Origin of the sequence: Stenotrophomonas sp. EMP41 (assembly GCF_047495535.1) — a bacterium.
In the GTDB taxonomy this organism is placed as follows: Bacteria; Pseudomonadota; Gammaproteobacteria; order Xanthomonadales; family Xanthomonadaceae; genus Stenotrophomonas; species Stenotrophomonas sepilia.
Genome location: NZ_CP179923.1, coordinates 3,331,767 through 3,354,214, shown reverse-complemented (window position 1 = coordinate 3,354,214; position 22,448 = coordinate 3,331,767). Strand labels below are relative to the sequence as shown.

At 66.2% G+C, this 22,448-nt stretch carries 16 protein-coding genes; 10 read left to right on the top strand and 6 right to left on the bottom strand.

What is annotated here, in order from left to right; translation table 11 throughout:
- The first annotated feature begins 23 nt into the window (after nucleotides 1-23).
- Both ACMGRF_RS15380 and ACMGRF_RS15375 read left to right on the top strand, forming a co-directional pair.
- On the top strand, nucleotides 24-1,208 hold the full coding sequence (locus ACMGRF_RS15380; protein ID WP_049414618.1) for a class I SAM-dependent methyltransferase: 1,185 nt from the start codon (nucleotides 24-26) through the stop codon (nucleotides 1,206-1,208).
- The gene (locus ACMGRF_RS15375) at nucleotides 1,205-1,597 is read left to right on the top strand and encodes a membrane protein (protein ID WP_049414619.1); all 393 of its coding nucleotides are present in this window, start codon (nucleotides 1,205-1,207) and stop codon (nucleotides 1,595-1,597) included. The genes ACMGRF_RS15380 and ACMGRF_RS15375 overlap by 4 nt, the downstream gene beginning before the upstream one ends.
- A gap of 117 nt (nucleotides 1,598-1,714) precedes the next feature.
- Here the strand turns inward: ACMGRF_RS15375 and ACMGRF_RS15370 are convergent, their stop codons facing one another.
- The 3 genes from ACMGRF_RS15370 to ACMGRF_RS15360 form a co-directional block, all read right to left on the bottom strand.
- Nucleotides 1,715-4,072 (bottom strand): beta-N-acetylhexosaminidase, encoded by a 2,358-nt coding sequence (locus ACMGRF_RS15370; RefSeq protein WP_111191250.1) that lies wholly within the window; start codon nucleotides 4,070-4,072, stop codon nucleotides 1,715-1,717.
- A gap of 111 nt (nucleotides 4,073-4,183) precedes the next feature.
- On the bottom strand, nucleotides 4,184-6,847 hold the full coding sequence (locus ACMGRF_RS15365) for a TonB-dependent receptor (protein WP_414485373.1): 2,664 nt from the start codon (nucleotides 6,845-6,847) through the stop codon (nucleotides 4,184-4,186).
- A gap of 143 nt (nucleotides 6,848-6,990) precedes the next feature.
- Nucleotides 6,991-8,007, bottom strand: a complete 1,017-nt coding sequence (locus ACMGRF_RS15360) for a glucokinase family protein (RefSeq protein WP_049414622.1) — start codon at nucleotides 8,005-8,007, stop codon at nucleotides 6,991-6,993.
- A gap of 375 nt (nucleotides 8,008-8,382) precedes the next feature.
- On the opposite strand from ACMGRF_RS15360, the gene ACMGRF_RS15355 reads away from it, so the two are divergent.
- The 6 genes from ACMGRF_RS15355 to ACMGRF_RS15330 all read left to right on the top strand — a co-directional run bounded on the left by ACMGRF_RS15355 (nucleotide 8,383) and on the right by ACMGRF_RS15330 (nucleotide 17,337).
- Nucleotides 8,383-9,675 carry a sugar MFS transporter gene (locus tag ACMGRF_RS15355; protein ID WP_049414623.1) on the top strand — a complete coding sequence of 431 codons (1,293 nt, stop codon included), beginning with the start codon at nucleotides 8,383-8,385 and terminating at the stop codon, nucleotides 9,673-9,675.
- 39 nt (nucleotides 9,676-9,714) lie between these two features.
- Entirely contained in the window at nucleotides 9,715-10,782 is a 1,068-nt protein-coding gene (locus tag ACMGRF_RS15350) for a LacI family DNA-binding transcriptional regulator (RefSeq protein WP_005411045.1), read from the top strand.
- Nucleotides 10,783-10,789: 7 nt separating this feature from the next.
- The gene (locus tag ACMGRF_RS15345; RefSeq protein ID WP_111190637.1) at nucleotides 10,790-11,818 is read left to right on the top strand and encodes an SIS domain-containing protein; all 1,029 of its coding nucleotides are present in this window, start codon (nucleotides 10,790-10,792) and stop codon (nucleotides 11,816-11,818) included.
- Nucleotides 11,818-12,966 carry an N-acetylglucosamine-6-phosphate deacetylase gene (gene nagA, locus ACMGRF_RS15340; protein ID WP_180880296.1) on the top strand — a complete coding sequence of 383 codons (1,149 nt, stop codon included), beginning with the start codon at nucleotides 11,818-11,820 and terminating at the stop codon, nucleotides 12,964-12,966. The genes ACMGRF_RS15345 and nagA overlap by 1 nt, the downstream gene beginning before the upstream one ends.
- Nucleotides 12,966-14,033: an acyltransferase family protein gene (locus ACMGRF_RS15335; RefSeq protein ID WP_180880295.1), complete on the top strand. Its 1,068-nt coding sequence runs from the start codon at nucleotides 12,966-12,968 to the stop codon at nucleotides 14,031-14,033. The genes nagA and ACMGRF_RS15335 overlap by 1 nt, the downstream gene beginning before the upstream one ends.
- 277 nt (nucleotides 14,034-14,310) lie before the next feature.
- Nucleotides 14,311-17,337 (top strand): autotransporter outer membrane beta-barrel domain-containing protein, encoded by a 3,027-nt coding sequence (locus ACMGRF_RS15330; RefSeq protein WP_134709709.1) that lies wholly within the window; start codon nucleotides 14,311-14,313, stop codon nucleotides 17,335-17,337.
- Nucleotides 17,338-17,493: 156 nt separating this feature from the next.
- On the opposite strand, the gene ACMGRF_RS15325 is transcribed toward ACMGRF_RS15330, so the two are convergent.
- A complete protein-coding gene (locus ACMGRF_RS15325; RefSeq protein ID WP_414485372.1) occupies nucleotides 17,494-17,928 on the bottom strand; it encodes a hypothetical protein in 435 nt (144 codons plus the stop codon).
- Nucleotides 17,929-18,301: 373 nt separating this feature from the next.
- Here ACMGRF_RS15325 and ACMGRF_RS15320 point away from each other — a divergent pair, with 373 nt between their 5' ends.
- Nucleotides 18,302-19,342: a S41 family peptidase gene (locus ACMGRF_RS15320; protein ID WP_049414631.1), complete on the top strand. Its 1,041-nt coding sequence runs from the start codon at nucleotides 18,302-18,304 to the stop codon at nucleotides 19,340-19,342.
- Nucleotides 19,339-19,674, top strand: a complete 336-nt coding sequence (locus ACMGRF_RS15315; protein ID WP_049440307.1) for a hypothetical protein — start codon at nucleotides 19,339-19,341, stop codon at nucleotides 19,672-19,674. Before ACMGRF_RS15320 ends, ACMGRF_RS15315 begins: the two co-directional genes overlap by 4 nt.
- Before the next feature lie 81 nt (nucleotides 19,675-19,755).
- On the opposite strand, the gene ACMGRF_RS15310 is transcribed toward ACMGRF_RS15315, so the two are convergent.
- Nucleotides 19,756-21,240, bottom strand: coding sequence for an XVIPCD domain-containing protein (locus tag ACMGRF_RS15310; RefSeq protein WP_414485371.1), 1,485 nt, complete (start codon nucleotides 21,238-21,240; stop codon nucleotides 19,756-19,758).
- The gene (locus ACMGRF_RS15305; RefSeq protein WP_414485370.1) at nucleotides 21,237-21,875 is read right to left on the bottom strand and encodes a hypothetical protein; all 639 of its coding nucleotides are present in this window, start codon (nucleotides 21,873-21,875) and stop codon (nucleotides 21,237-21,239) included. The genes ACMGRF_RS15310 and ACMGRF_RS15305 overlap by 4 nt, the downstream gene beginning before the upstream one ends.
- Between the last annotated feature and the right edge of the window lie 573 nt (nucleotides 21,876-22,448).

Below are 22,448 nucleotides of genomic sequence, written 5' to 3'. Positions count from 1 at the left end.
TTGTCACCGCATTCGAAGACGCCATGCAGCCCACCTTCCCCCTGCCCGAAGCCGATGCCCTGGCCCACAGCGACCAGCTGGCGGCCGCCCTGCGCGCCGAAATCCTTGCGCAGGGCGGGGCGATGCCGTTTTCCCGCTTCATGGAGCTGTGCCTGTATGCCCCCGGCTGGGGCTATTACAGCGCCGGCGCCAGCAAGTTCGGTGGCAGCGGCGACTTCACTACCGCACCCGAGCTCGGCAGCCTGTTCGCCGGCAGCGTGGCCAATGCGCTGGCGCCGGTGTTCGCCCAGCTCGGCGCGCAGGCGCGCATGCTGGAACTGGGGGGCGGCACCGGCGCCTTCGCCGAGGCCGTGCTGCTGCGCCTGGCCGAACTGGATGCGCTGCCGTCGCGCTATGCCATCCTCGAACCGAGTGCCGACCTGCGCGAGCGCCAGCAGCAGCGCCTGCAGCAGAACCTGCCGGCCGAGCTGGCCGTGCGCGTGGAGTGGATCGACCGTCCGTTCGAAGAGGACTGGGAGGGCGTGGTGTTCGCCAACGAGGTGATCGACGCGCTGCCGACCCCGCGCTTCCTGATCCGGGACGGCGAGGTCTACGAGGAAACCGTCGAGCTTGATGGCGAAGGCAACTTCATCCGTGGCGCGCAGCCGGCTGACATCCTGCTCAACGGTGCGGTGCGCCACATCGAGCGTTACCTGGAAAAGCCCTTTGCCGACGGTTACCGCTCCGAGGTGCTGCCGCAGCTGCCGTACTGGCTGCAGGCAGTGGCTGGCGGCCTGCGGCGCGGCGCGATGCTGTTCGTCGACTACGGTTACAGCCGCAGCGAGTTCTACCAGCACGACCGCGATGATGGCACGGTGCGCGCGTTCTACCGCCACCACGTGCACAACGACGTGCACCGTTGGCCGGGCTTGCAGGACATCACCGCGTCGGTGGATTTCACTGCGATGGCCGAGGCGGGCATGCACGGTGGTTTCGAGCTGGCCGGGTACTGCAGTCAGGCCAGTTTCCTGCTCGGCAACGGCCTGGACCAGGTGCTGCTGCTGGCCGAAGAGCGTACGGATGAGGTCGGCCGCATCCAGCTGCGTGACCAGGTGAAGAAGCTGACCCTGCCGACCGAGATGGGGGAGCGCTTCCAGGCGATCGGCCTGCAGCGCGGCGTCGACTTCGAGCCCGCCTTCGAGCTGGGCGACCTGAGCTGGCGCCTGTGAGCGATGCGCTGCCGCTGATCAAGCCGCTGCGGCGGCCGCGGCTGTGGACCGCGCTTTGGACATTGGCGGTGGTGCTGGTGATCGTGGCCTGCCTGATCCCGCCGCCGCCGATCGCGCTGCCGGAAAACGGCGACAAGGGCGAACACTTCCTCGCTTACTTCATTCTGGCCAGCAGCGCAGTGCAGCTGTTCCGGCCGGGGCGCTCGCTGCTGTGGGTGGGCGTGGGGCTGGTGCTGATGGGCATCGGCATCGAATTTGCCCAGGGCGCGTTGACCAGCAACCGTACTGCCGACCCGATGGATGCCATCGCCAACACGATCGGTGTGCTGGCCGGCATGGCCACCGCACTGACCCCGCTGCGCGATCTGCTGCTGCGCTGGCGCGGGTAAAGTTCCTGTAGAGCCGAGCCCATGCTCGGCTGCCTTTGGGAGGAAGCCGAGCATGGGCTCGGCTCTACAGTAGATCCACGCCATGCGTGGATGGATTGCGCCAGGACAGGCTTGTGGTTACTTCCCCAGCGTGACCTCATCCAGCACCCACATCGCCGGGCGCGTATCGCCGGTGAAGTTGATGCACAGGTCACCCGTGCCCTGCGTACCCTTCGGCAGCGCCGCACGCAGGGTCACGAAGCCATCGGCATCCGGCTTGGCCGGCAGCGGCACTTCGGCCAGCACCTTGCCGCTGCAGTCGCCACGGCGTACCTGCATCTCGCCATGCGCGCGCTTGGCCTTTTCGAAGCGACGCTTGGGTTCGTCGTGGGCCAGCTGGAAGTAGTACGGAATACGCCCCGCGCGGACTTCCACGCTGCCGATGCCGTCCAGCTGTGCCTGCGGCCAGCGCCAGCAGGGCTGGAAGATGTCGACGTTGAACACAGCACGCGTTCCCTCGCGCGGGCCATCGTCTTCCAGGCGCAGCACCAGCCCTTTGCTGCCCACGCAGCTGAGCAGTGCATCGCTGCGGCGGCTGAGCAGCGATTGTGCGCTGAACGCCGCGACCGTCGGCTTCGCCGCCAGCATCTGGCCCTGGTAGAACGCGGCGGCCTGCACGGTAGCGGGCAGCTGCGCGGTCAGCGGCTGCTGGTACAGCGGCGACTGCGCCGTCACCGGCTGGCCATCGGTGCTATAGCGCACCTCATAGCCCAGCGGGTTGGCCAGCGACACGGTCACGGAGTTCTTCGCGCGATCGTCGGTGTAGTCCACGCCCACTTCGAACGGGGTCTGCGCGTAGGCCAGTCCCCAGGCGCGGTAGCGTTGCAGCTGCGCGGGCAGGCGCGCGAGGAAATCGCGGAAGTCGCGATGTTCCGGCGTGCTCCAGCCGGTCTCGGCCACTGCGGCCAGGCGCGGGAACAGGTTGTGCTGCAGGCGCGCGTAGGTGCGCGTGTGTTCGGTGAACATGTTGGCCTGCAGGCCCAGGATGTGCTGGCGCTTGTCATCGGCCAGCTCGGCCGGCACGGGCTCGAAGTTGTACAGCTTGCCGAGGTTGACCTGGGTCGGGCGGCCGGGAGGTTCATTCGGCGAGGCCGTCTGCAGGTAGTCCAGGTACAGGTAGCCCACCGGCGACATGACCACGTCATGGCCGGCACTGGCCGCGGCCAGGCCACCTTCGGTGCCCTGCCAGGACATCACCGTGGCCTGCGGCGGCAGCCCGCCTTCGAGGATTTCATCCCAGCCGATCAGGCGCCGGTCGTGCTCCTCCAGGAAGGTCTCCAGGCGCTTGATGATGTGGCTCTGCATGGCCATTTCATCCTTGATGCCCAGCGCACGCATGCGCTGCTGGACCTGCCTGGAGGCTTCCCACTGGTCCTTGACCGCCTCGTCGCCGCCGACGTGCACGTACTTCGCCGGGAACAGCGCAATCACCTCTTCCAGCACGTTTTCGAGGAAGGTGACAGTGCTGTCTTCGACGTTGAACAGGTTCGGGAACACGCCCCATTCGCTGATCGGCTTCAGCGGGGTATTGATCGAACCCAGTTCCGGGTACGCGGCAATCGCTGCGGTCGCGTGTCCCGGCACATCGATTTCCGGAATCACCTGGATATGCAGCTTTGCGGCATAGGCAATCACTTCGCGGATCTGCTCCTGCGTGTAGAAGCCGCAATACGGATGCTCCTTGCCAGTGACCGGATCGATGCCACCGTCGCCGGCCGGCAGGCGGCAGCTGCCCACTTCGGTCAGCTTCGGGTAGCGCTTGATCTCCATGCGCCAGCCCTGGTCATCGGTCAGGTGCCAATGGAAGGTGTTGAGCTTGTGCGCGGCCATGGCGTCGAGCACGCGCTTGATCTCGTCCAGGCTCTGGAAATGCCGCGCCGAGTCGAGCATGAAACCGCGCCAGCTGAAGCGCGGCGCGTCCTGGATCTGCACTGCGGGAAGCACGCCGTTGCTGCCACCCGTGGCCAGCTGGGCAAGCGTGGTTGCGCCGTAGAACAGGCCGGTTTCGTTGCCGGCCTGCACCAGCACGCCCTGCGCGGTGCTCTCCAGCGTGTAGCTCTCACCACTGTCGCGGAAGGTCGGGATGATCTCGAAGCGGATGCTGCCCGACTTGCCTGCCGCCTTGCCCTGGGCCGGCGTAAGGCGCGGACCGCCACTGCGCGCCAGCAGGTCGGCGAACTGGCTGGCGACGCGCTGTGCGGCCTCGCCTTCGGCCTGCAGCGCGGTATCGGCGCGTACGGTGATGCCGCTGCCCTGGCCGCGCTGCACCGTGGCCGGGGCGGGAATCAGCATCAGGCTGCCGGCGCGCAGCTGTGGGCCGGGTGCCTCAGCGGCGGGCGTGGGATCGGCGGCGACTGCCGGCAACGCCGGCAACAGGGCGAGCAGGCTGCCCAGCAGCACTGCGCTGCGCATCCGGGCGCGGGAAGGCTTGACCATCGAGACGACTCCTTGGAACGGTGCGATGAACGCTATACATGAAAAACGCCGGGCCCGGAATGACCCAGGCCCGGCGTGCGTGCACGACTCGGCGATGTTGCTGCCGCTGGATCAGTACTTGAAGCGGAAGTTGAGGTAGTACTGGCGACCGTTGCTGTAGAACGAGGTCGGGATGGCCGCGGTCTGGTAGTACTTGTAGGTCGGGTTGTTGAGGTTCAGGCCATCCAGGCTGATGCTCAGCCAATCGGTGGCCTTGAAGCTCAGCGATGCCGACAGCGTGCCGAAGTCATCCTGGTAGTACGGATTGGTGCCCGACAGGCTGATCAGGAACGAGGAGCGGCGGGTGTAGCTGACCCGGGCGCCAAAGCGCTCGTTCTCGAAGTAGGCACCCACGTTGTAGGTGTTCTTCGAGGTACCCAGCAGGTTGTGCGAACCATCCGACCAGGTGTGCGAGGTGGTGCCGTTGGCGTAGGTGTAGTTGGCATTGATGCCGAAGTACTCGCCGATCGGCTGCTCGTACGCCACTTCCACGCCGGTGACCTTGCCGTCGGCATTGATCGGGGTGGAGATCTGGTAGGTCTCAAGCTGGTTGGTCAGTTCGCTGTACAGCTGGCGCGAGACCACGTCGAAGGCGATGTAGTCCTTCAGCTTCATGTGGTACGCGCCCACCGACAGCAGACCGCGCGGCATGAAGTACCACTCCAGGTTGGCGTCCAGGTTGGTCGACAGGGTCGGCTTGAGGTTCGGATTGCCACCGCCGCCGGTGCGGTTCAGGTCCGAACCGTACGAGGAGGCACCCAGTGCCGAGTAGTCCGGCAGGGTCTGGGTCTGCGAGGCGGCGACGCGCAGCACCAGCGAGTCGTCCAGGTCGAACTTGATGTTGGCGCTGGGCAGAACACGGTTGCGCTTGTTCTGGAAGGCCAGGCGCTCCCACATGCCGAACAGGCTGCTGACATCGGCATCTGCGGCCTTGCTGACGGCGTTGTAGGTGTCGATGTCCTGCTTGATGTTGACGTAGCGCAGGCCGACGTTGCCGCTCCACCAGTCGCCGCGGAAGTTGGCCTGCACGTAGCCGGCGAAGTTCTTTTCCTTCACCTTCCACTCGGCGCCGTAGTTGTGGCGACCGGTCGGGCCATCATTGCCGGCCAGCCAGGTGGAGTTGTTGGTCACCGCGTCCTTCAGCGCGCCCGGGGTGAAGTACCAGAGGTTGCGCGGGAAGGTGCCGCCGATGTCACCGGCAAAGCCGCTGGGATAGTTGGCCGTCGCGCCGTTCTTCAGCGCGCTCCAGATGTCACCCGGCGTTGCGCCTTCCGGCGACAGTGCTTCGCGCTTGTGGTCGGCGAAACGCAGGCCGAAGTCGATCGAGCTCAGCACGCCGCCATCGTTGAAGTACTGGTTGAAGTCGAGCGTGGCCCACTTCTCCTTGTCTTCAGCGGTGACCTGCTGGTTGCCCCAGGTGCCGAAGCTGGTCACGCCGTTGGGCGAGATGTCGCCGCCTACGTTCCAGTCGATCGGCGAGCCATTGCCGTGGGTGGCCCAGTTGGCGCCACCGCCGCCGGCCAGGGTCACTTCGGCGATGTACTGGCGCGGCGTCTCACCGGTGCCCTTGGTGCTGCCGGCCTGGAACGTGGCGGTCAGGCTGTCGCTGATCTGCCAGTCGGCATCGAAGGTGACATAGCTCGACTTGGCCTTCGACTCGCGGTAGATCATGTCGTACACCGCGTAGTTGGTGCCCGGCACGCCTGCATAGGTGGCGTTGGTCAGCACGCCGTCCTTGACCACATAGCCCGGATTGGGCGCCTGCGACTTGGCGAAGTTGTTGCCGAACATCATGAAGTTGCGGTTGTAGTTGTTCGCCTTCAGTTCGGAGCTGAAACCGTTCAGGCCCAGGGTGAGGCTGTCACTCGGCTTGAACTGCAGCGAGACCAGGCCGCCCTTGCGCTCGCGGGTCTGTTCGAACAGGGTCGAACCCAGCAGGCCCGGAACGTTGACGCCGATCAGGTCCGGATTGGTGCTGGCGACCGGATCGTTTGCGCCGATCTTGAAGAAGCCACCCGGGATTTCCTGAGCTTCACGGCGCAGTTCGCGCTTCTGGCTGAAGCCCTGCACCATCACGCCGAAGGTGCCTTCGTCGTTCTTGTAATTGAACAATGCCGAGTACTGCGGATCGGTCGATTTGGCCAGGTCCGAACGCACCGCACCGATGGAGCCTTCCGCGGTGAACGGCTTGGAGAACTCCAGCGGCTTGCGGGTGATGATGTTGACGGTGCCGGTGGTGCCGCCGTCCTGCAGCTTGGCCTGCGAGGACTTGTTCACTTCCACCGAGCTGACCAGTTCCGACGGCAGCAGCGAGTAGCTGACGCTGCGGCCGACGTTGTTGCCCTGGCTGAGCACGAACCAGTCGGCCGAGCCGACGGTGTGACCGTCGATCAGGGTCTGGGTCAGGCTCGGGCTGGTGCCGCGCAGGCTGACACGGTCGGCTTCATCGAAGCCGCCCTCGTCGGCGCTGGACGAGCTGATGTTGACGCCCGGCAGGCGCTGCAGGGTATCGGCAACGTTGTGCGCGGGCAGCTTGCCCACGTCTTCGGCGGTGACCACTTCCACGCGCGCATTGGCTTCGCGCTTGGTGTCCAGCGATTTTTCCATCGAGCCACGCATGCCGGTAACGGTCACGGTGTCCAGATCGGTGGCGGTCGGGGCCGCCTGCTGCGCGTGCGCACTGAAGGCGATGCAGCTGACGATGGCGGCCGAAAGCAGGGTCTTGCGGGTGTTCATGATGTCTCTCCTCATCACTCGATTGGGTGCCGGCGGCGGTGTTCGGTTACGGTTGCGATGACATGCGCGGGGCGGCGGCGAAGTCCCGTGCGTTGGCGTGCCACGTACTGCGTGCTGCGATTGCGTTGAAGCCTGTTGCGGTGTCAGGCGGCCGATTGCTGCAGGTACCAGCTGGCAGCGCCGACCACGCCCAGCTGGCCGTGTTCGACGACCTTCACCGGGATGCGTGCCAGCGCTTCGCCCATCGGCCCCTTCTGCAGGTAGCGTTCGACGAAGGTGCTGGCGTGCAGGTATTCGCGGATCTGCGGCAGGATGCCGCCGGCCAGGTAGACGCCACCGTGGGCGCCGTAGAACAGCGCCATGTCGCCGATGGTGCTGCCGAGCAGGCCACAGAACACGTCCAGCGCCTGGCGCGCATGCGCATCACTGTCGGCCATGGCCGCAGCGGTGACTGCGTCGGGGCTTGCCAGGGTCGGCGCCTGCCCTTGCAGTGCACACACCGCACGGTACAGGTTCATCAGGCCGGGGCCGGAGATCGCATGCTCGATCGACACGTGCGCGCGGTCGCGCTGCATGTAGCGGACGATGGCCATTTCCAGTTCGGTGCTGGCCGCCAGGGTCGGCTGGCCGGCTTCGGTGGGCAGCACCACCGGGCCGTGCGCGGTGGGGATCCACAGCGCGGCGCCCAGACCGGTACCGGGGCCGACCACCAGGGTCGGGCCGCGTGCGGCAGTTTCCGGTCCGCACAGGTGCAGCACGCCGCTGGCGTCCACCTGCGCGGCGGCGTAGGCCACCGCTTCGAAATCGTTGACGATGTAGACCCGCTGCAGGCCGACATCGGCTTCCACCTGGCGCGCCGACAGCGGCCACGGCAGGTTGGCAGTGATCACCGTGCCGTCTTCGCGGGCATAGCCGGCGCTGGCCACCACGCAATGCGTGGGCCGCGGGCCTTCGCCCAGGAAGTCGGACAGGATCGCGCTGAGGCCGGCATGGTCGGCATTGCGGTACTTGCGGTACTCCAGCACCTGAACCGGATGGGCAGCGTCACCGCTGGCCTGGACCCGGGCCACGCGCACATGGGTGCCACCGACGTCGGCGGCCAGGAACGAGGGCGCGACGCGGGACAGGACATGCGACGGGGCGGGGTGGCTGGCGGTCACGCGGGCTCCTGCTGCAGGTGGGGCCGGCCCGGGGATCGGGGGCGGCATTGGGGCGGAGTCTGTAACTGCGCTGACAACGATGTCAACGAGTTCGTGACACTTTCGTTGCTGCGTCGCAACGAATGCGGTATCCAGTAAACGTTTACATGATGTGAGTGCGGGTTTCACGTGGGAACCATTGGCGCACGGGGCGCTAGGCCTGCCGCGCATTCAGCGGGGCGCACCGCCGCGGGCTTGCGCAGTGCAGCACAAGGGTCATGCAGGCGTGCATGGAAGTTGACAAACCGCCGTTGTCCATCGAAAGAATGTGACAACGTTGTTCCCAGCCACTCTCCGACGCCGCGTTCTGCGGCCGTCGCCGCAGGAGCCCTCCTGATGTCCGCCGTCCCCGCTGCAAGCGCGCGCCCGAACGTGGCCACCTCCATCGCCATCGTTGGCGTGTTGTTCTTCCTGATCGGCTTCTTCACCTGGCTCAACGGCCCGCTGATCACCTTCGTCAAGTTGGCCTTCGAACTCAGCGAGGTCGGCGCCTTCCTGGTGCTGATGGTGTTTTACCTGTCCTATTTCTTCCTGGCCCTGCCGGCGTCCTGGATCCTTCGCCGCACCGGCATGAAGAAGGGCCTGAGCCTGAGCCTGCTGGTGATGGCCGGTGGTGCCGCGCTGTTCGGTGAATTCGCCACCCAGCGCTGGTACCCGGGCGCGCTCGGCGGCCTGTTCGTGATCGGTAGCGGCCTGGCGCTGCTGCAGACCGCGATCAACCCCTACATCTCCATCCTCGGCCCGATTGAAACCGCAGCACGCCGCATCGCGCTGATGGGCATCTGCAACAAGATCGCCGGCATGCTGGCGCCGGTGCTGATCGGCACCCTGGTGCTGCATGGCATCGGCGACCTGGACAAGCAGGTGCAGGCCGCCGACGCGGTCACCAAGGTCGCGCTGCTCAACGAATTCGCCGCCAAGATCCATGCGCCGTACCTGGCGATGGCCGCGCTGCTGGTGGTGCTGGCGGTGGCCGTGCTGTTCTCGCCTCTGCCGGAGATCAAGTCCTCCGAAGCCAATGCAACGCCGTCAGGTGCACCAGGAACCGCCGAGCGCCGCAGCATCTTCCAGTTCCCGCATCTGTGGCTGGGCGTGCTGTGCCTGTTCGTGTACGTAGGCGTGGAGGTCATGGCTGGTGATGCGATCGGCACCTACGGCCACGGTTTCGGCTTGCCGCTGGACCAGACCAAGATGTTCACCTCGCTGACGCTGGGTGCGATGTTGGCCGGCTACGTGGTCGGCCTGCTGGCGATCCCCGGCCTGGTCTCGCAGTCGCGCTACCTGACCATTTCGGCAGTGATGGGCGTGGTGTTCTGCCTGGGCGCCTGGGCTACGCACGGCTACGTCTCGGTGGGCTTCGTGGCGCTGCTGGGCTTTGCCAACGCCATGATGTGGCCGGCCATCTTCCCGCTGGCGATCCGCGGCCTGGGCCGCTTCACCGAGACCGGCTCGGCCCTGCTGGTGATGGGCATCGCCGGCGGCGCGATCATTCCGCAGCTGTTCGCCGTGCTCAAGCAGCACATCGACTTCCAGCTGGTGTTCGTGCTGCTGATGGTGCCGTGCTACCTGTACATCCTGTTCTACTCGGTGATCGGCCATCGTGCCGGGCTGCCGCAGGACAAGGCCTGATCGGCGATGATGGAAGGCAGCCAACCCCAGGGAAAACCCATGCGCAGAGCGACCATCAAGGACGTTGCGGAGAAGGCAAAGGTCTCGCTGAAGACGGTCTCACGGGTGATCAACAACGAGCCCTCGGTGATGCAGGCCACCCGTGCGCGGGTGCTGCGTGCCATCGCCGAGCTCGACTACGAGCCCGATCCGTCCGCGCGCAACCTGCGCAGCGGCACCACCTTCGTGATCGGGCTGGTCTACGACAACCCGAACCCGTACCACATCATCGGCGTGCAGAACGGCGTGCTGGCCGCGTGCCGCGAGACCGGCTTCGGCCTGCAGATCCATCCCTGTGATTCGAGCTCGCCGTTGCTGGCCGATGAACTGGCCGACTGGGTGCAGCGCTCGCGCCTGGCCGGGCTGGTGCTGACCGCGCCGATGTCCGAGCGCCGCGACCTGATCCAGGCGCTGACCGCGCGTGGCATCAAGCTGGTGCGCATCATCGCCGCCACTGAAGACCCGGCCGACGGCGCCTGCGTGTTCGTCGACGACCGCGAGGCGGCCTACGAGATCACCGAGCACCTGATCCAGCTGGGCCACCAGCGCATCGGCTTCCTCTGGGGCGGCAGCTCGCACCGCTCCTCGGGCGAACGCTACGCCGGTTACGAAGCCGCGCTGAAGGACTACGGCATGACCGTGGACAAGCACCTGGTGGTGCAGGGTGATTACACCTTCGACGATGGTTTCCGTGGGGCGCGCCGCCTGCTGGCGCTGCGCGAACCGCCCACCGCCATCTTCGGTTCCAACGACGAAATCGCTGCCGGTGTGCTGGCCGCCGCCAAGTCGGCCGGCATGAACGTGCCGTACGACCTGTCCATCGCCGGTTTCGAGGACAGCCCGTTCTCGCGCCAGTCGTGGCCGCCGCTGACCACCGCCAAGCAGGCCACCGAGGACATCGCCCGTCATGCCGCGCGCCTGCTGATCGCACAACTGCGCAGCGACGCCTACGACGATGCGCCGGCACCGCTGCACAACCAGGGCTTCGTGCCGCAGCTGGTGGTGCGCGGCTCGACCGCGCCGATGCGCCCGGCCGGCGCACGCCCCCTTCCTTCCGATCCTGCCTGAGCCTGCCATGTCGCTGTCAGACCCCACGTCCACCCTGATGTTCGCCGAGGCCGCCGAAGCGGCCGACGTGGTTGCCCGCCAGTTCTCGCGCAACCACGCCACCATGGAAACCCTGGCCGCCAGCCTGCGCGCGGCGCCGCCGCCGTTCGTGGTCACCTGTGCACGCGGCAGCTCCGACCATGCCGCCACCTACGGCAAGTACCTGCTGGAAACACAGCTGGGCCTGGTGGTTGCGTCGGCCTCGCCGTCGGTGGGGTCGGTCTATGCCGCACCGCTGCAGCTGCGCGGTGCGCTGTTCATCGTCATTTCGCAGTCGGGCAAGAGCCCGGACCTGCTGCGCAACGCCGAGGCGGCCAAGGCCGCTGGCGCACGCGTGATCGCGCTGGTCAACGTCGAGGATTCGCCGCTGGCGCAGCTGGCCGACACGGTCATTCCGCTGCATGCCGGTGCCGAAAAGAGCGTGGCGGCGACCAAGAGCTACCTGGCCTCGCTGGCTGCACTGCTGCAGCTGGCCGCCTACTGGAAGCAGGACAGCAGCCTGCGCAACGCGCTGGACCTGCTGCCGGACGCGATGCGTGAAGCCTGGCAGTGCGACTGGAGCGCGGTGACCGAAGGCCTGATCGAGGCCACCAACCTGTTCGTGCTCGGCCGTGGCCTTGGCCTGGGTGCGGCGCAGGAAGCGGCGCTGAAGTTCAAGGAAACCTGCAGCCTGCACGCCGAAGCCTACAGCTCGGCCGAGGTCAAGCACGGCCCGATGGCACTGGTCGACCGTGGTTTCCCGGTACTGGCCTTTGCCCAGCCCGACGAGACCGGCGCCGGTACCCGTGCTGTTGTCGAAGAATTCACCGCGCGCGGTGCACAGGTGTGGCTGGCCGGTGCCGGCGGGAACCTGCCGGTGGCGCCCGCGCCGCACCCGCTGTGCGCACCGCTGCTGACCGTGCAGAGCTTCTATCGCGCGATCAACGCGCTGGCGCTGCGCCGTGGCTTCAACCCGGATCTGCCGCCGCACCTGAACAAGGTTACGGAGACGGTGTGATGGCAACCGTGCTGCGCAATGCCCGCATCCTGGCAGGCGATGAGTTCCGCGACGATCTGGCGGTGGTGATCGAGGACGGCCGCATCACCGCGCTGTTGCCCGACGCCGCGCCGCAGCTGGGCCACGCTGCCAAGCAGGTGGATCTGGGCGGCGGCTGGCTGCTGCCCGGCTTCATCGACGTGCAGGTCAATGGCGGTGGCGGCGCGCTGTTCAACAACACGCCGGACGTGGCGGCGCTGCGCACCATCGCGCAGGCCCACCGTCGTTTCGGTACCACCGCGATGCTGCCCACGCTGATCAGCGATGACGTGGGCGTGATGCGCGAAGCCATCGGTGCGATGCGCGAGGCGATCGCGCAGGGCGTGCCGGGGGTGATCGGCATCCATCTGGAAGGGCCTTATATCGCGCCGGCGCGCAAGGGCACGCACGATGCCAGCAAGTTCCGCGTGCCGGACGAAGAAGAGATCGCGCTGGCCGCGTCGCTGGACAATGGCGTGACGCTGCTGACGCTGGCGCCGGAGCGCGTGCCGCTGGAGACCATCCGCGCGCTGGTCGAACGTGGCGTGATCGTCGCCGCCGGCCACACCGCAGGCACCTACGAAGAGATCCGCGCCGGCCTGGATGCGGGCGTGCGCGGTTTCACCCACCTGTACAACGCGATGTCGCCGTTGCAAGGGCGTGAGCCCGGCGCGGTGGGCGCTGCGCTGGAAGACCGCGACAGCTGGATCGGCATCATCGTCGATGGCGTGCATGTGCATCCGGCCAGCCTGCGCGTGGCGCTGGCGGCCAAGCCGCGCGGTCGCCTGCTGCTGGTGACCGATGCGATGCCGCCGGTCGGTGCCGACGATCCCAGCTACGTGCTGTATGGCGAAACCATCACCGTCATCGATGGCGTGGTGCGCAATGCCGCCGGTTCGCTGGCCGGTTCTGCGCTGGACATGGCCACGGCGGTACGCAACACCGTGCAGCTGCTCGGCCAACCGCTGGCCGAAGCCGCACGCATGGCCTCGACCTATCCGGCGCAGTTCCTCAACGTCGACGACCGCCTGGGCCATATCGCCGAGGGCTACCAGGCCGACCTGGTGCTGCTGGACGACGCCCTGGAGGTGCGTGGTACCTGGATTGCCGGACAGTACGAGGCCGCCTGATGAACAGTACGCCGCCACGCCGTCTGGGCTCGATCGACGCCCTGCGCGGCATCACCGTGGCGGCGATGCTGCTGGTCAACAACCCCGGCGACTGGAGTGCGGTGTTTGCACCGCTGCGCCATTCGGAATGGCACGGCTGTACGCCGACCGATCTGGTGTTCCCGTTCTTCCTGTTCCTGGTGGGCGTGTCGATGGCCTTCAGCGTGGCACCGCGTGCGCAGGATGCGGCGGCGCGGCCTGCGTTGGTGCGCGGCGTACTGGAGCGCGCGCTGCGCATCCTGGTGGCCGGTGCGCTGCTGCACCTGCTGATCTGGTGGGCACTGCATACCCATCACTTCCGCATCTGGGGCGTGCTGCAACGGATCGCCGTGTGCGCGGCATTGGTGGGCGTGCTGGCGGTGTATGCACGGCCGCGCATGCAGGCCGGCGTGCTTGTTGGATTGCTGGTGGGGTACACGATGCTGCTGCTCGGCATGGGCGACCTGGCGCCGTGGACCAACCCGGCCAGCCGTCTGGACACCACGCTGTTCGCACCTTGGATCTATCAATGGCATGCCGATACCGGCCTCGGCCATGACCCGGAAGGATTGCTGAGCACGCTGGGTGCACTGGCCAGTACCGTGCTCGGCCTGTTGGCCGGTGCCCTGCTGCGCAGCGGGCGTTCGACGGCCCTGGCCGCGCTGGGCGTGGCGACCGCCGTGCTGGGCCTGTTGCTGGCCGGGGTGCTGCCGTTGAACAAGCAGCTGTGGACGCCCAGTTACGTGCTGTGGACCGGCGGCCTGGCCGCGCTGGCGCTGTGGCTGGGCCACGTGCTGATCGACCTGAAGGGATGGCCGGCGCTGGGCCGGCGCTTCGGCGTCAATGCGATCACCGCGTATCTGGGGGCCTCGGTGATGTCGGTGGCGTTGATGGCCAGCGGTGCCTGGAGCTGGATCTGGCAGCAGCTTGCCGCCGCGATGCCGCAGGCGCTCGAGCCGGCATCGATGCTGCAGGCGCTGGCATTCGTCGCGCTGTGGTGGGGCGTGGCGTGGTGGCTGGACCGGCGGAAGATCTATCTGAAGATTTGACGGCTCCGGGGCGGATCCCTTTCCGCAGGAAAGGGCTCTGACCCGATCCGCCAACGGCATCCACACGCCATGCGTGGATGCTCTGCGCGCGGCCCCGATGCCCAGAAAATATGAACGATTTCAGCTACATCACATGGGCGTGAGGCCCCGGCGATTTCGCATCCGAAGTGTGATTTTCGGCACGCAAGTTCACCTATCGAAACGGTTCACATCACGGCAGACTGCACACGCAGCAGCGTGCATTTGCAGTTCCTGATTCCCTGTCCAGGAGAACTGTATGACCCGTGCCGTCCCGCGCGCTTTCCGTCCGCGCCGCCTCACCGTTTCCGTGCTTCAGGCACTGGCTGTCCCGTCCATGGTGCTGTTGACCGCCAGCGCCGCCTGGGCCGGCTGCAGCACCGTCGCGCCGGTCGCCGGCCAGACGGTCACCTGCGATGCCAACGCGCCGAATCCGCAGACGGTGCCCATCACAGCCAGCGGCGAAGCGGGCATCACCGTCAACGTCGCCAGCGGTGCCCAGTTGCAGCAGAGCGGTGGGGCGTCGGCCGTTACCCTGGTCGGTGCAAGTGGCCACCTGTTGACCAACCAAGGCACGATCAGTTCGGTGGGAGGTGTGGCGGTCCAGCTCGGTGGCGGCAGCCGTGTCGAGAATTCGGGCAGCATCAGCACCGGCAACAACACCGCGCTGCAGTTCGTCGGCGCAGGTGACAGCGTGCTGGTCAACCGCGGAACGATCAGCGGGCGCACCGGCGTGCAGTTCGATTCGGGCAACGACCGCCTCGAGATGCAGGCCGGCAGCATCAGCGGCGGCGTCCTGCAAGGGGATGGCAACGATGTGCTGCTGCTGGGCAATGGCACCATCGACAGCGTTGACCAGGGCAGTGGCGATGACCAGATGACCGTCACCGGCGGCACCGTCACCGGCGTGGTGGCGCAGGGCAGTGGCCGCGATGATTTCGTCATGAGTGGCGGCACGATCGGCGCGCTGCAGCAGGGCGACAACATCGATACCTTCCGCATGAGCGGTGGCCGCATCGTCGGCGCGTTCGAGGATGGCGACCAGGCGTGGATGACCGCTGGCCGCATCGGCCGCGTCAACATGAAGCTGGACAAGAACCTGTGGGACCAGTCCGGCGGTACCGTGGACGGCAACGTGGTGACCGGCTTTGACACCGACACCATCATCATTTCTGGCACGGCCTACATCGGCGGCAACATCAGCGTCAGCGGCGGCAACGACAGCGTGACCATCACCGACGGCACCGTGCGTGGGCAGGTACTGCTCAGTACCGGCGATGACACCTTCAACTGGAGCGGCGGTGGCATTGTCTACGGCGCGATCGACATGGGCCCGGACAACGACGTCGCCAACCTCGGCAACCTCAACCAGGGCAACCTGGGGGCGGTGCCGCTGTTCGACGGCGGCAGTGGCATCGACCAGCTCAACCTCAGCAACGTCAAGACCGCAGGCGTGGGCCGTTTCCAGAACTGGGAGACGGTGCGGCTGGCCAACAGCACCGAGCTGAGCTTCGATGGCGATCTGGTGCTGGGCGACAGTGTTACCGGCACCGGCACGCTGACGGTGGATGACACCAGTACGGTCTATGCAGGCAGTGGCGGCCATGCCATCCGTCCGTTCAACAGTGGTGCACTGGTGGAGATGGTCAATGCCGGGCGCATCGACCTGACCGGTACCGGCGCAGGCGACGTGTTCACCGTGCGTGGCAACTACCGCGGTGACGGCGGGGGCCTGTACCTGCGTACCGTGCTGGGCGCGGACAACTCCCCCAGCGACCGCTTGGTGATCGATGGCGGTACCGCCACCGGTACCACCGGCATCGGCGTGCTCAATGCCGGCGGCAGCGGCGCGGCCACGCTGGCCGACGGCATCCTGGTGGTGCAGGCGTTGAATGGTGGCCGCACCGCGCCGGGCGCGTTCTCGCTGTTTGCACCGGTCGCGGCCGGTGCCTACGAATACTTCCTGTTCAAGGGCGGTGTCAGTGCCGGCACCAGCGAGAACTGGTACCTGCGCTCGACGCTGGTGACCGGCCCGACGCCGGCACCCAACGGTGGTGGCAGTGCCACGCCACCGCCGCTGACGCCGCCGGTGGCACCACCGCCCCCGATTACCCCGGCACCGCCGCCGCCGCCGGAAGGCGCCACCGATCCGGACCTGACCGCAGGCGAGACCGCACCACCACCACCACCGCCGGAACCGGCGCCGGTGGCACCGCCCAGCGATCCGGCGGTGCCGGACGTGCCCGTGGCCGGCGGTGCATTGCCCGGTACCGGTGCACCGCCGACGCCGGGTGCACGGCCGGCCGAAGGTGCGGTGGTACCGCTGTACCGCGTGGAAACCGCCGCCTACGCGGTGGTGCCGCCGCTGCTGCGCGAGACCTCGCTGGCCAGCCTCGGTACCTTCCACGAGCGGCAGGGCGAACAGCGCCTGCTGTACAACCAGGGCACATTCCGCACCGCCTGGGGCCGCCTGGTGGGGCAGAGCAGCGAGATCCACTGGAAGGGCGATGCGCAGCCCGGCTTTGATGGCGACGTGATGGGCCTGCAGGCCGGCATCGACGTATGGGCTGCGGCGTCTGATAGCCGTCGCAACCAGATCGGCGTGTTCGTCGGCCGCACCCGTGCACAGGGCAAGACCACCGGCCTGGCACTGGGCTGGGAGAATGTGCAGGTGGGCCAGAACCGTTTGGACGACAAGCACGTGGGCCTGTACTGGACCTTCACCGACAGCAGCGGTGCCTACATCGACGCCGTGGCGATGCAGAGCCGCTACGACGGCCGCGTGCGTTCCTCGCGCGGGCTCGGCTTCGGCCTGAGCGGCGACGGCACCAGCGTGTCGGTGGAGGCGGGCAAGCCGCTGCTGCACGTCGGGCAGTCCGCATGGTGGCTGGAACCGCAGCTGCAGGTGATCTGGCAGCGCACTTCGCTGGACGACCGTCGCGATGAAGTATCGAGCGTGCGCTTCGACAACGACAACGCCTGGACCGGCCGCATCGGCCTGCGCCTGGCGGGCGATTACCAGCTGGCCGACAACGGCTGGCAGCCGTATTTCAAGCTGAATTACTGGCATGGTCGTTCCGGCGAAGACCGCATCCGTTTCGACGGCGACGTGATCGTCAATTCGCAGCGCTCGCGCGCGCTCGAAGCCGGCGTGGGTGTGGTCGGGCGCTTCAACCGCACCATCAGCGCCTATGCCGTGGCCGACTACACGCGGGAGCTGGGCGGCGACCGCAACGAGAAGCGCCGCGTCATCGAAGGCAACATCGGCCTGCGCGCGGACTGGTAGCGCGCGGTGCGGATGTCATGACCCGCTCTGGTGGGTGTCGACCTTGGTCGGCACAGATCCAACGGCGCCATGACGTTGCTCTGGTAGGTGCCGACCTTGGTCGGCTCGAATCCCACCGACGCCATGACCTCCGCGCAGCCGAGCATAGGCTCGGCTCTACAACAGCGGTGCGCACGCATCCGGTTCCACCAACGCCCCGGCATGATCGGCCAACACCACCACCGCACGCAGCAGGCCTTCCTCCACCTGCGGCGGACACTGTACGGACGCATCCTCCATCTCGCGCTCCGACTGTGCGGCCAGCAACACGCCGCCGCAGGCGGACAATGCGGCAAGGCAGCGCGTCGCCTCGGCCAGTTCCCAGCCGCGCGCCTCGCTGAGTTGCCGCTCGCGCCACGCCTGGCCGTCGGCTCCGTGGCTGTGTGCGATGCCGCGCAACCGCGCGAAGAATGCGGAGGGCGGCGCCTGTTCGTTGGCTTCGGCGAGTGCATCTTCCAGCGCTTCGGCGGCGGCATTGGACAGCTGCAGGCCGGGCAATGCAGTGCCGAGCAGCGCTTGCAGGCGTGGATAGGCGGGGTAGGGCGTGTTCATGGCGGCAACCTCACGAGGCAAGGCCACCTGCGAAGCGCAAGGTGGCGGGCGGTGCGGGTTGGCGTGCCGGTCAAAATCAAAGCGAAAAAGCCGACGGATCACGAGGATCCCCACGCACCGCCCACCATGGGCAAGCCGGTGCATTGTCGCGATTGCCGTTGATGCGGCAAATCGATCGCTTCGATGTTTGATTCAGGACGCCAATCCCGGCCAGCGCAAAGTACGTTGGCGCAGCCACCTTCGCGCTTTCGCTCGAGCAACGACATGAGCAAAGTTGTAAATCACGCCCCGCATGGGGAGTGCCAAAGCCGACACACAACGACGGCGGCAAGCGCGTATGCTGCGGTACCTGCTCACGACGAAGGAACGTCGAATGTCTATTGATCTCCGCGTGATGGCCACTGCACTGGGCGCCCTGTTCTGCACCACCGCACAGGCCGTGGCACCAGACGCCATCGACCTGCCGACAGCACAGGCACAGGCCCAGTTGCTGGACATGCTGGAGAAGGAATCGCTGTACCGCGACCGCGTGGACTGGCGGGCCATCCGCATGCGCCTGAAGGCGGCGCAGAACGACCCGGCTGAGGCTCGCGCGGTGCTCCGGCAGGCCATCGGCCGCAGTTCCGGCGGGCACGGGGCTTGGATCAGCGCAAAGCAGCTGCAGGCGAAGGCAGAACGCCTGGCGCGCGCCAATGGCGCAGCAACAGCGGCCCAGAAAGCAACGACGGCCCCGGCCGAAGCACTTGACCCGCGCATCGGCCGGGTGGAGATCGAGGGCTACGGTGTCATGCAGGGCCCGACGGCGCACCAGCAGATGAAGGAGCGTGCCAAGCGCTGGCAGGCGATCATCGATGATCAGGACAACGGCAGCCGCTGCGGCTGGATTGTCGATCTGCGCGGCAACACCGGTGGCAACATGTGGCCTATGCTGCTGGGCGTGGCGCCGCTGTTGCGCGTCACGTCCAGCGCCGACGAGAACGTGGGTTCCTTCGCTGCCGCAGATGGACCGTCGCTCTGGCAGCTGACCTCGTCCAGCGTGCGTCTTGGCGATCGCGTGCGGATCGATCTTGGTGGGCCCGGCTATCTGCTCAAGCATCCGGGCGCGCCCGTCGCCGTGCTGACCGGGCCGCGCACTGCCAGCTCCGGAGAGGCCACCGTACTTTCCTTCCGCGGTCGGCCGCAGACGCGCAGTTTCGGCCAGCCCACCTCGGGGCTGTCCACCGCCAACGTGATGCGGCCGCTGGCTGATGGCAGCGCGCTGCTGCTGACCACCAGCGTGATGCGGGACCGCAATGATCGTGGCGATGGCTTGAAGATCGAGCCCGACCAGCTTACTGAGGGTGATGCCGCCACCGTGGCCGCCGCCCAAGCCTGGCTGCTGGCCCAGCCCACCTGCCGGGGCAACCGGACATGATCCTGATCGGCCAACAGGAACGGGTGCTGATCGTCGGCCCCACCGAAGCGCACCACTGCCTGCGCTGCCAGACGGAAACCGAGTTCGCTCCGCAGCTGCGCTACAAGATGGCGCGCATCGACCTGCTGTTCGGGTTCACCTACCAGCGCCGCTACGAGCTGGCCTGTACCCGGTGCGAGCACGGCTGGGTGCTCGATACCGAGACCATGGACCAGCAGCTCGGTGGGGTGCCGATCCCGTGGCGGCACCGCTTCGGCCTGCCGTTGATGCTGGTAGGGGTCGCCGCGCTGGCGGTGGCCGGATGGATGTGGCGGAACCTGTATTCCTCCTAGGGAGAGGGCGGGTCGACATAGCCTCAGCAGGCCGTTCCAGCGGGCGCTAGCCTCGGGTGGGGCCAAGCAATTCGCGCTGGCCTAGCCCATGCGGATCGCTGTTCGGGTCTGCTCTTGGGTTTGCTCTTGCTGAGCGACCTGATGGGCCTGCGAAATCTGCTCGACCTTGGCGAGCGACTGCTCTGCAGGTGTATTGACGGCCTCGCTGACCGCAATCGATGCCCGCAGGTGCGCCGGATTGTCGAGCGCTCCCTGCACGACGAACATGCGAGGGCCTGAACCATCGCTGGGAGCGTTGCCCAAGACAACATGATCGACGCGTTCCAGGCCGCTGCGCTTCGCCGTTGCAAGCAGGCCGGCCGTCACACGCTCACTGGTTTCATCGAAGCTGCGCCCGTGCCTGGCATCCACGGCCGATACACCGTCGCGAATCTGCCGGTAGAGCGCATGGTCGGGGTGGCCTTCCTTTCTGGGATCCAGGCCTGCCTTGTCCAAGGTTGACTCGATGCTCTCCTGCAATGAGCTCTTGGGAGTGAAGCCTGGGTTGCTCAGAGAGGGCGAGCCCATTTCGGTTGCCTCTTGGAGCAAACGCTCCCCTGGTTTCAATGCGTTTTCTGCGCGCTGCACGGCTTCGGCTTCGCGACGGGCGTATGCTCCGGCTTCCTCGGTGCCGCGAAGGTAATTGACCCCGTCGCGCAGGAGTCCAGGGCCACCACCGACAAGTACGGTTGCTCCCAGGCGCAACTGGTGGATGTCTTTGCGATACTCCGCTATCCGGCGCAGGTCCTCGGCATCTGTGATCCGCGCCTCGGGGTCGTCCAGCACGGACTGCACTGGACCCTTGTCCGTCATACGGTCAATGAAGTGAACCATTCGATGGGAATCACCCAACTGGACCGCAATCGCAGCGGACATGACATGGCCGCTTTTCATCCCAAGCGATCCGAGCGAGGCGATGCGCTGGCCCTGCTCGGCATCGCGCAGGACTCCCAGTTCCTTGGGGAGTGCGTACATCTCAACCTTGCCGTAATGAGGACCGGCCGCACTAACCAGGTCGCCCGCCATCACATGGTTGGTGAAGGGCGCCGCACTGGCCGGCTGGCCTTCAGGCAGGCGATACGCCAGCCCGGCAGCGCCGTAGGGATTGAAGGCGTCGCCAGGGAGGTTGTAGTGGTGGGCAGTGATCTGCGCGAGTGCGCCGCCTAGGGAGTGTCCAGTGACGTACACCGGACCATATCCGTTGTCCTCAGCTTGCTTGATTGCCTGCTTGGTCAGTACGAGCGCATCATCAATCTGTGCGTTGACTCTGGCGCTGACCATCGCTGCGTCGACGCCGCCATCAAGTATGGCCTGGCGATCAAACTCGGTGCCTCGATGGGCGATGATGATCTCGTTGGTCTTGATGTTCCGGTACACAACGCCTTGATAGCCGCTGACTGCGTCACGTCGCCCTAGAACTTCGAAGTCTTCACCATCAACGCGCAGCGATTCCTTATCGCCTGGAGCTGGATGTGACGGTGGGGAGTAGGCTGCATTGGCCAGGGCTGCATTGGTTAGAGGTCTCATGGGACGATTCCTTTCGAAGGAGACGATATCTCTATGGGAAAGTACTTCTGCTTCTCGATATCAGACAATCTGTCGTAGCTATACTGGGACTGCGTTCGCACCCATCCCGGCGTCGAACTCTTTGTTTGCAGGGTCATCTGACTGTCTGCGTACGAAATCGACGTGAGTAGTTTCTTCAGTTCGAGATGGTGGACGGCAACTGATATGAAGCCTTCGCGTCCCTCGGAAATGACTGGGAATGAAGCCCGAATGATGCTGGGTTTCCATTCGCATGGCCCGCGCCCGTAATAGTCAGCGACTGCCATGCCGTCCTCGAACACGGTGCTGCTGAACTCGTTTGCACTGACACGTTGTACTGGGAACTCTACTGACTGCCGTTGGGGGGCGTACTGCACACCCTCGTAGTTGCTGATCGGTGGGAGGCAGCGCGGATCTATCTCGTAGGAGACGAAAACCTTCGGGAGAGCAAGCTCCACAGGTGCATCGTGGACCCGAATCACAATCGGTAGCGCATCCTTGGGTGCAGGATTCTCGCGATAGACCGGGTATGAGCGTTCCTTGTTGCATCCAGAAACGGCCAGTGTGATCAAGGCGATCAACACAACGTGAGTGAGGGGGGGGCAGGGTTTCAGCATGAGCGGTCCATGTCGCTGATCGAGGTACTACGGGGGGGCGCATCTTCAGGGTTACTACGGGGCACGGTTCTCTGCGCGTGAGGATGCCGGCAGGATTGCCCTGAACCTTGGTCGGCTGGACAGGAGGGATGGCCGAGGAAGACGGCGCGATGTACCGCGTTACGGGGCACATGCGACAGGTTGCGCCGCTCGTGCTGCCAGCTTCCTTGGCCTCCATCCATGCATGCCTGTGGCGCGAGGCCTTGCGAGGTAGCGTTCATCGGCGTTCCATTGCTCTACGTCATCCGACTATACGACCCGCTCCAGTCGTGCTCAAAGCTGTTGGTCATGCCAGTCTCAACGTCCTTTCAGGATTGAGTGGAGCGGCGCCGGCACACGGTCACAAGCGAATTGGACACATTGACGATTTCGTCAGACTGTCGAAGCAGGTCTTAACAATTCCCCCGTCGAGCGGTTCAGGTGGGGTAGCAGGGTTCGTAGCATCTGCGGCTGGCCGTATCCTGCCCGCCATGCTTTCCTCCCAAAGCCATCAAGACTTCCGGACGGCCCCGAATCTCTATGGCGGGGCCCAGG

Bases quoted from the DNA above. Each gene is read 5' to 3' on its own strand.
- ACMGRF_RS15380 (WP_049414618.1), top strand. From the start codon at position 24: ATGCAGCCCACCTTCCCCCTGCCCGAAGCCGATGCCCTGGCCCACAGC.
- ACMGRF_RS15370 (WP_111191250.1), bottom strand. From the start codon at position 4,072: ATGGTCAAGCCTTCCCGCGCCCGGATGCGCAGCGCAGTGCTGCTGGGC.
- ACMGRF_RS15365 (WP_414485373.1), bottom strand. From the start codon at position 6,847: ATGAACACCCGCAAGACCCTGCTTTCGGCCGCCATCGTCAGCTGCATC.
- ACMGRF_RS15355 (WP_049414623.1), top strand. From the start codon at position 8,383: ATGTCCGCCGTCCCCGCTGCAAGCGCGCGCCCGAACGTGGCCACCTCC.
- ACMGRF_RS15350 (WP_005411045.1), top strand. From the start codon at position 9,715: ATGCGCAGAGCGACCATCAAGGACGTTGCGGAGAAGGCAAAGGTCTCG.
- ACMGRF_RS15345 (WP_111190637.1), top strand. From the start codon at position 10,790: ATGTCGCTGTCAGACCCCACGTCCACCCTGATGTTCGCCGAGGCCGCC.
- nagA (WP_180880296.1), top strand. From the start codon at position 11,818: ATGGCAACCGTGCTGCGCAATGCCCGCATCCTGGCAGGCGATGAGTTC.
- ACMGRF_RS15335 (WP_180880295.1), top strand. From the start codon at position 12,966: ATGAACAGTACGCCGCCACGCCGTCTGGGCTCGATCGACGCCCTGCGC.
- ACMGRF_RS15330 (WP_134709709.1), top strand. From the start codon at position 14,311: ATGACCCGTGCCGTCCCGCGCGCTTTCCGTCCGCGCCGCCTCACCGTT.
- ACMGRF_RS15325 (WP_414485372.1), bottom strand. From the start codon at position 17,928: ATGAACACGCCCTACCCCGCCTATCCACGCCTGCAAGCGCTGCTCGGC.
- ACMGRF_RS15320 (WP_049414631.1), top strand. From the start codon at position 18,302: ATGTCTATTGATCTCCGCGTGATGGCCACTGCACTGGGCGCCCTGTTC.
- ACMGRF_RS15315 (WP_049440307.1), top strand. From the start codon at position 19,339: ATGATCCTGATCGGCCAACAGGAACGGGTGCTGATCGTCGGCCCCACC.
- ACMGRF_RS15310 (WP_414485371.1), bottom strand. From the start codon at position 21,240: ATGAGACCTCTAACCAATGCAGCCCTGGCCAATGCAGCCTACTCCCCA.
- ACMGRF_RS15305 (WP_414485370.1), bottom strand. From the start codon at position 21,875: ATGCTGAAACCCTGCCCCCCCCTCACTCACGTTGTGTTGATCGCCTTG.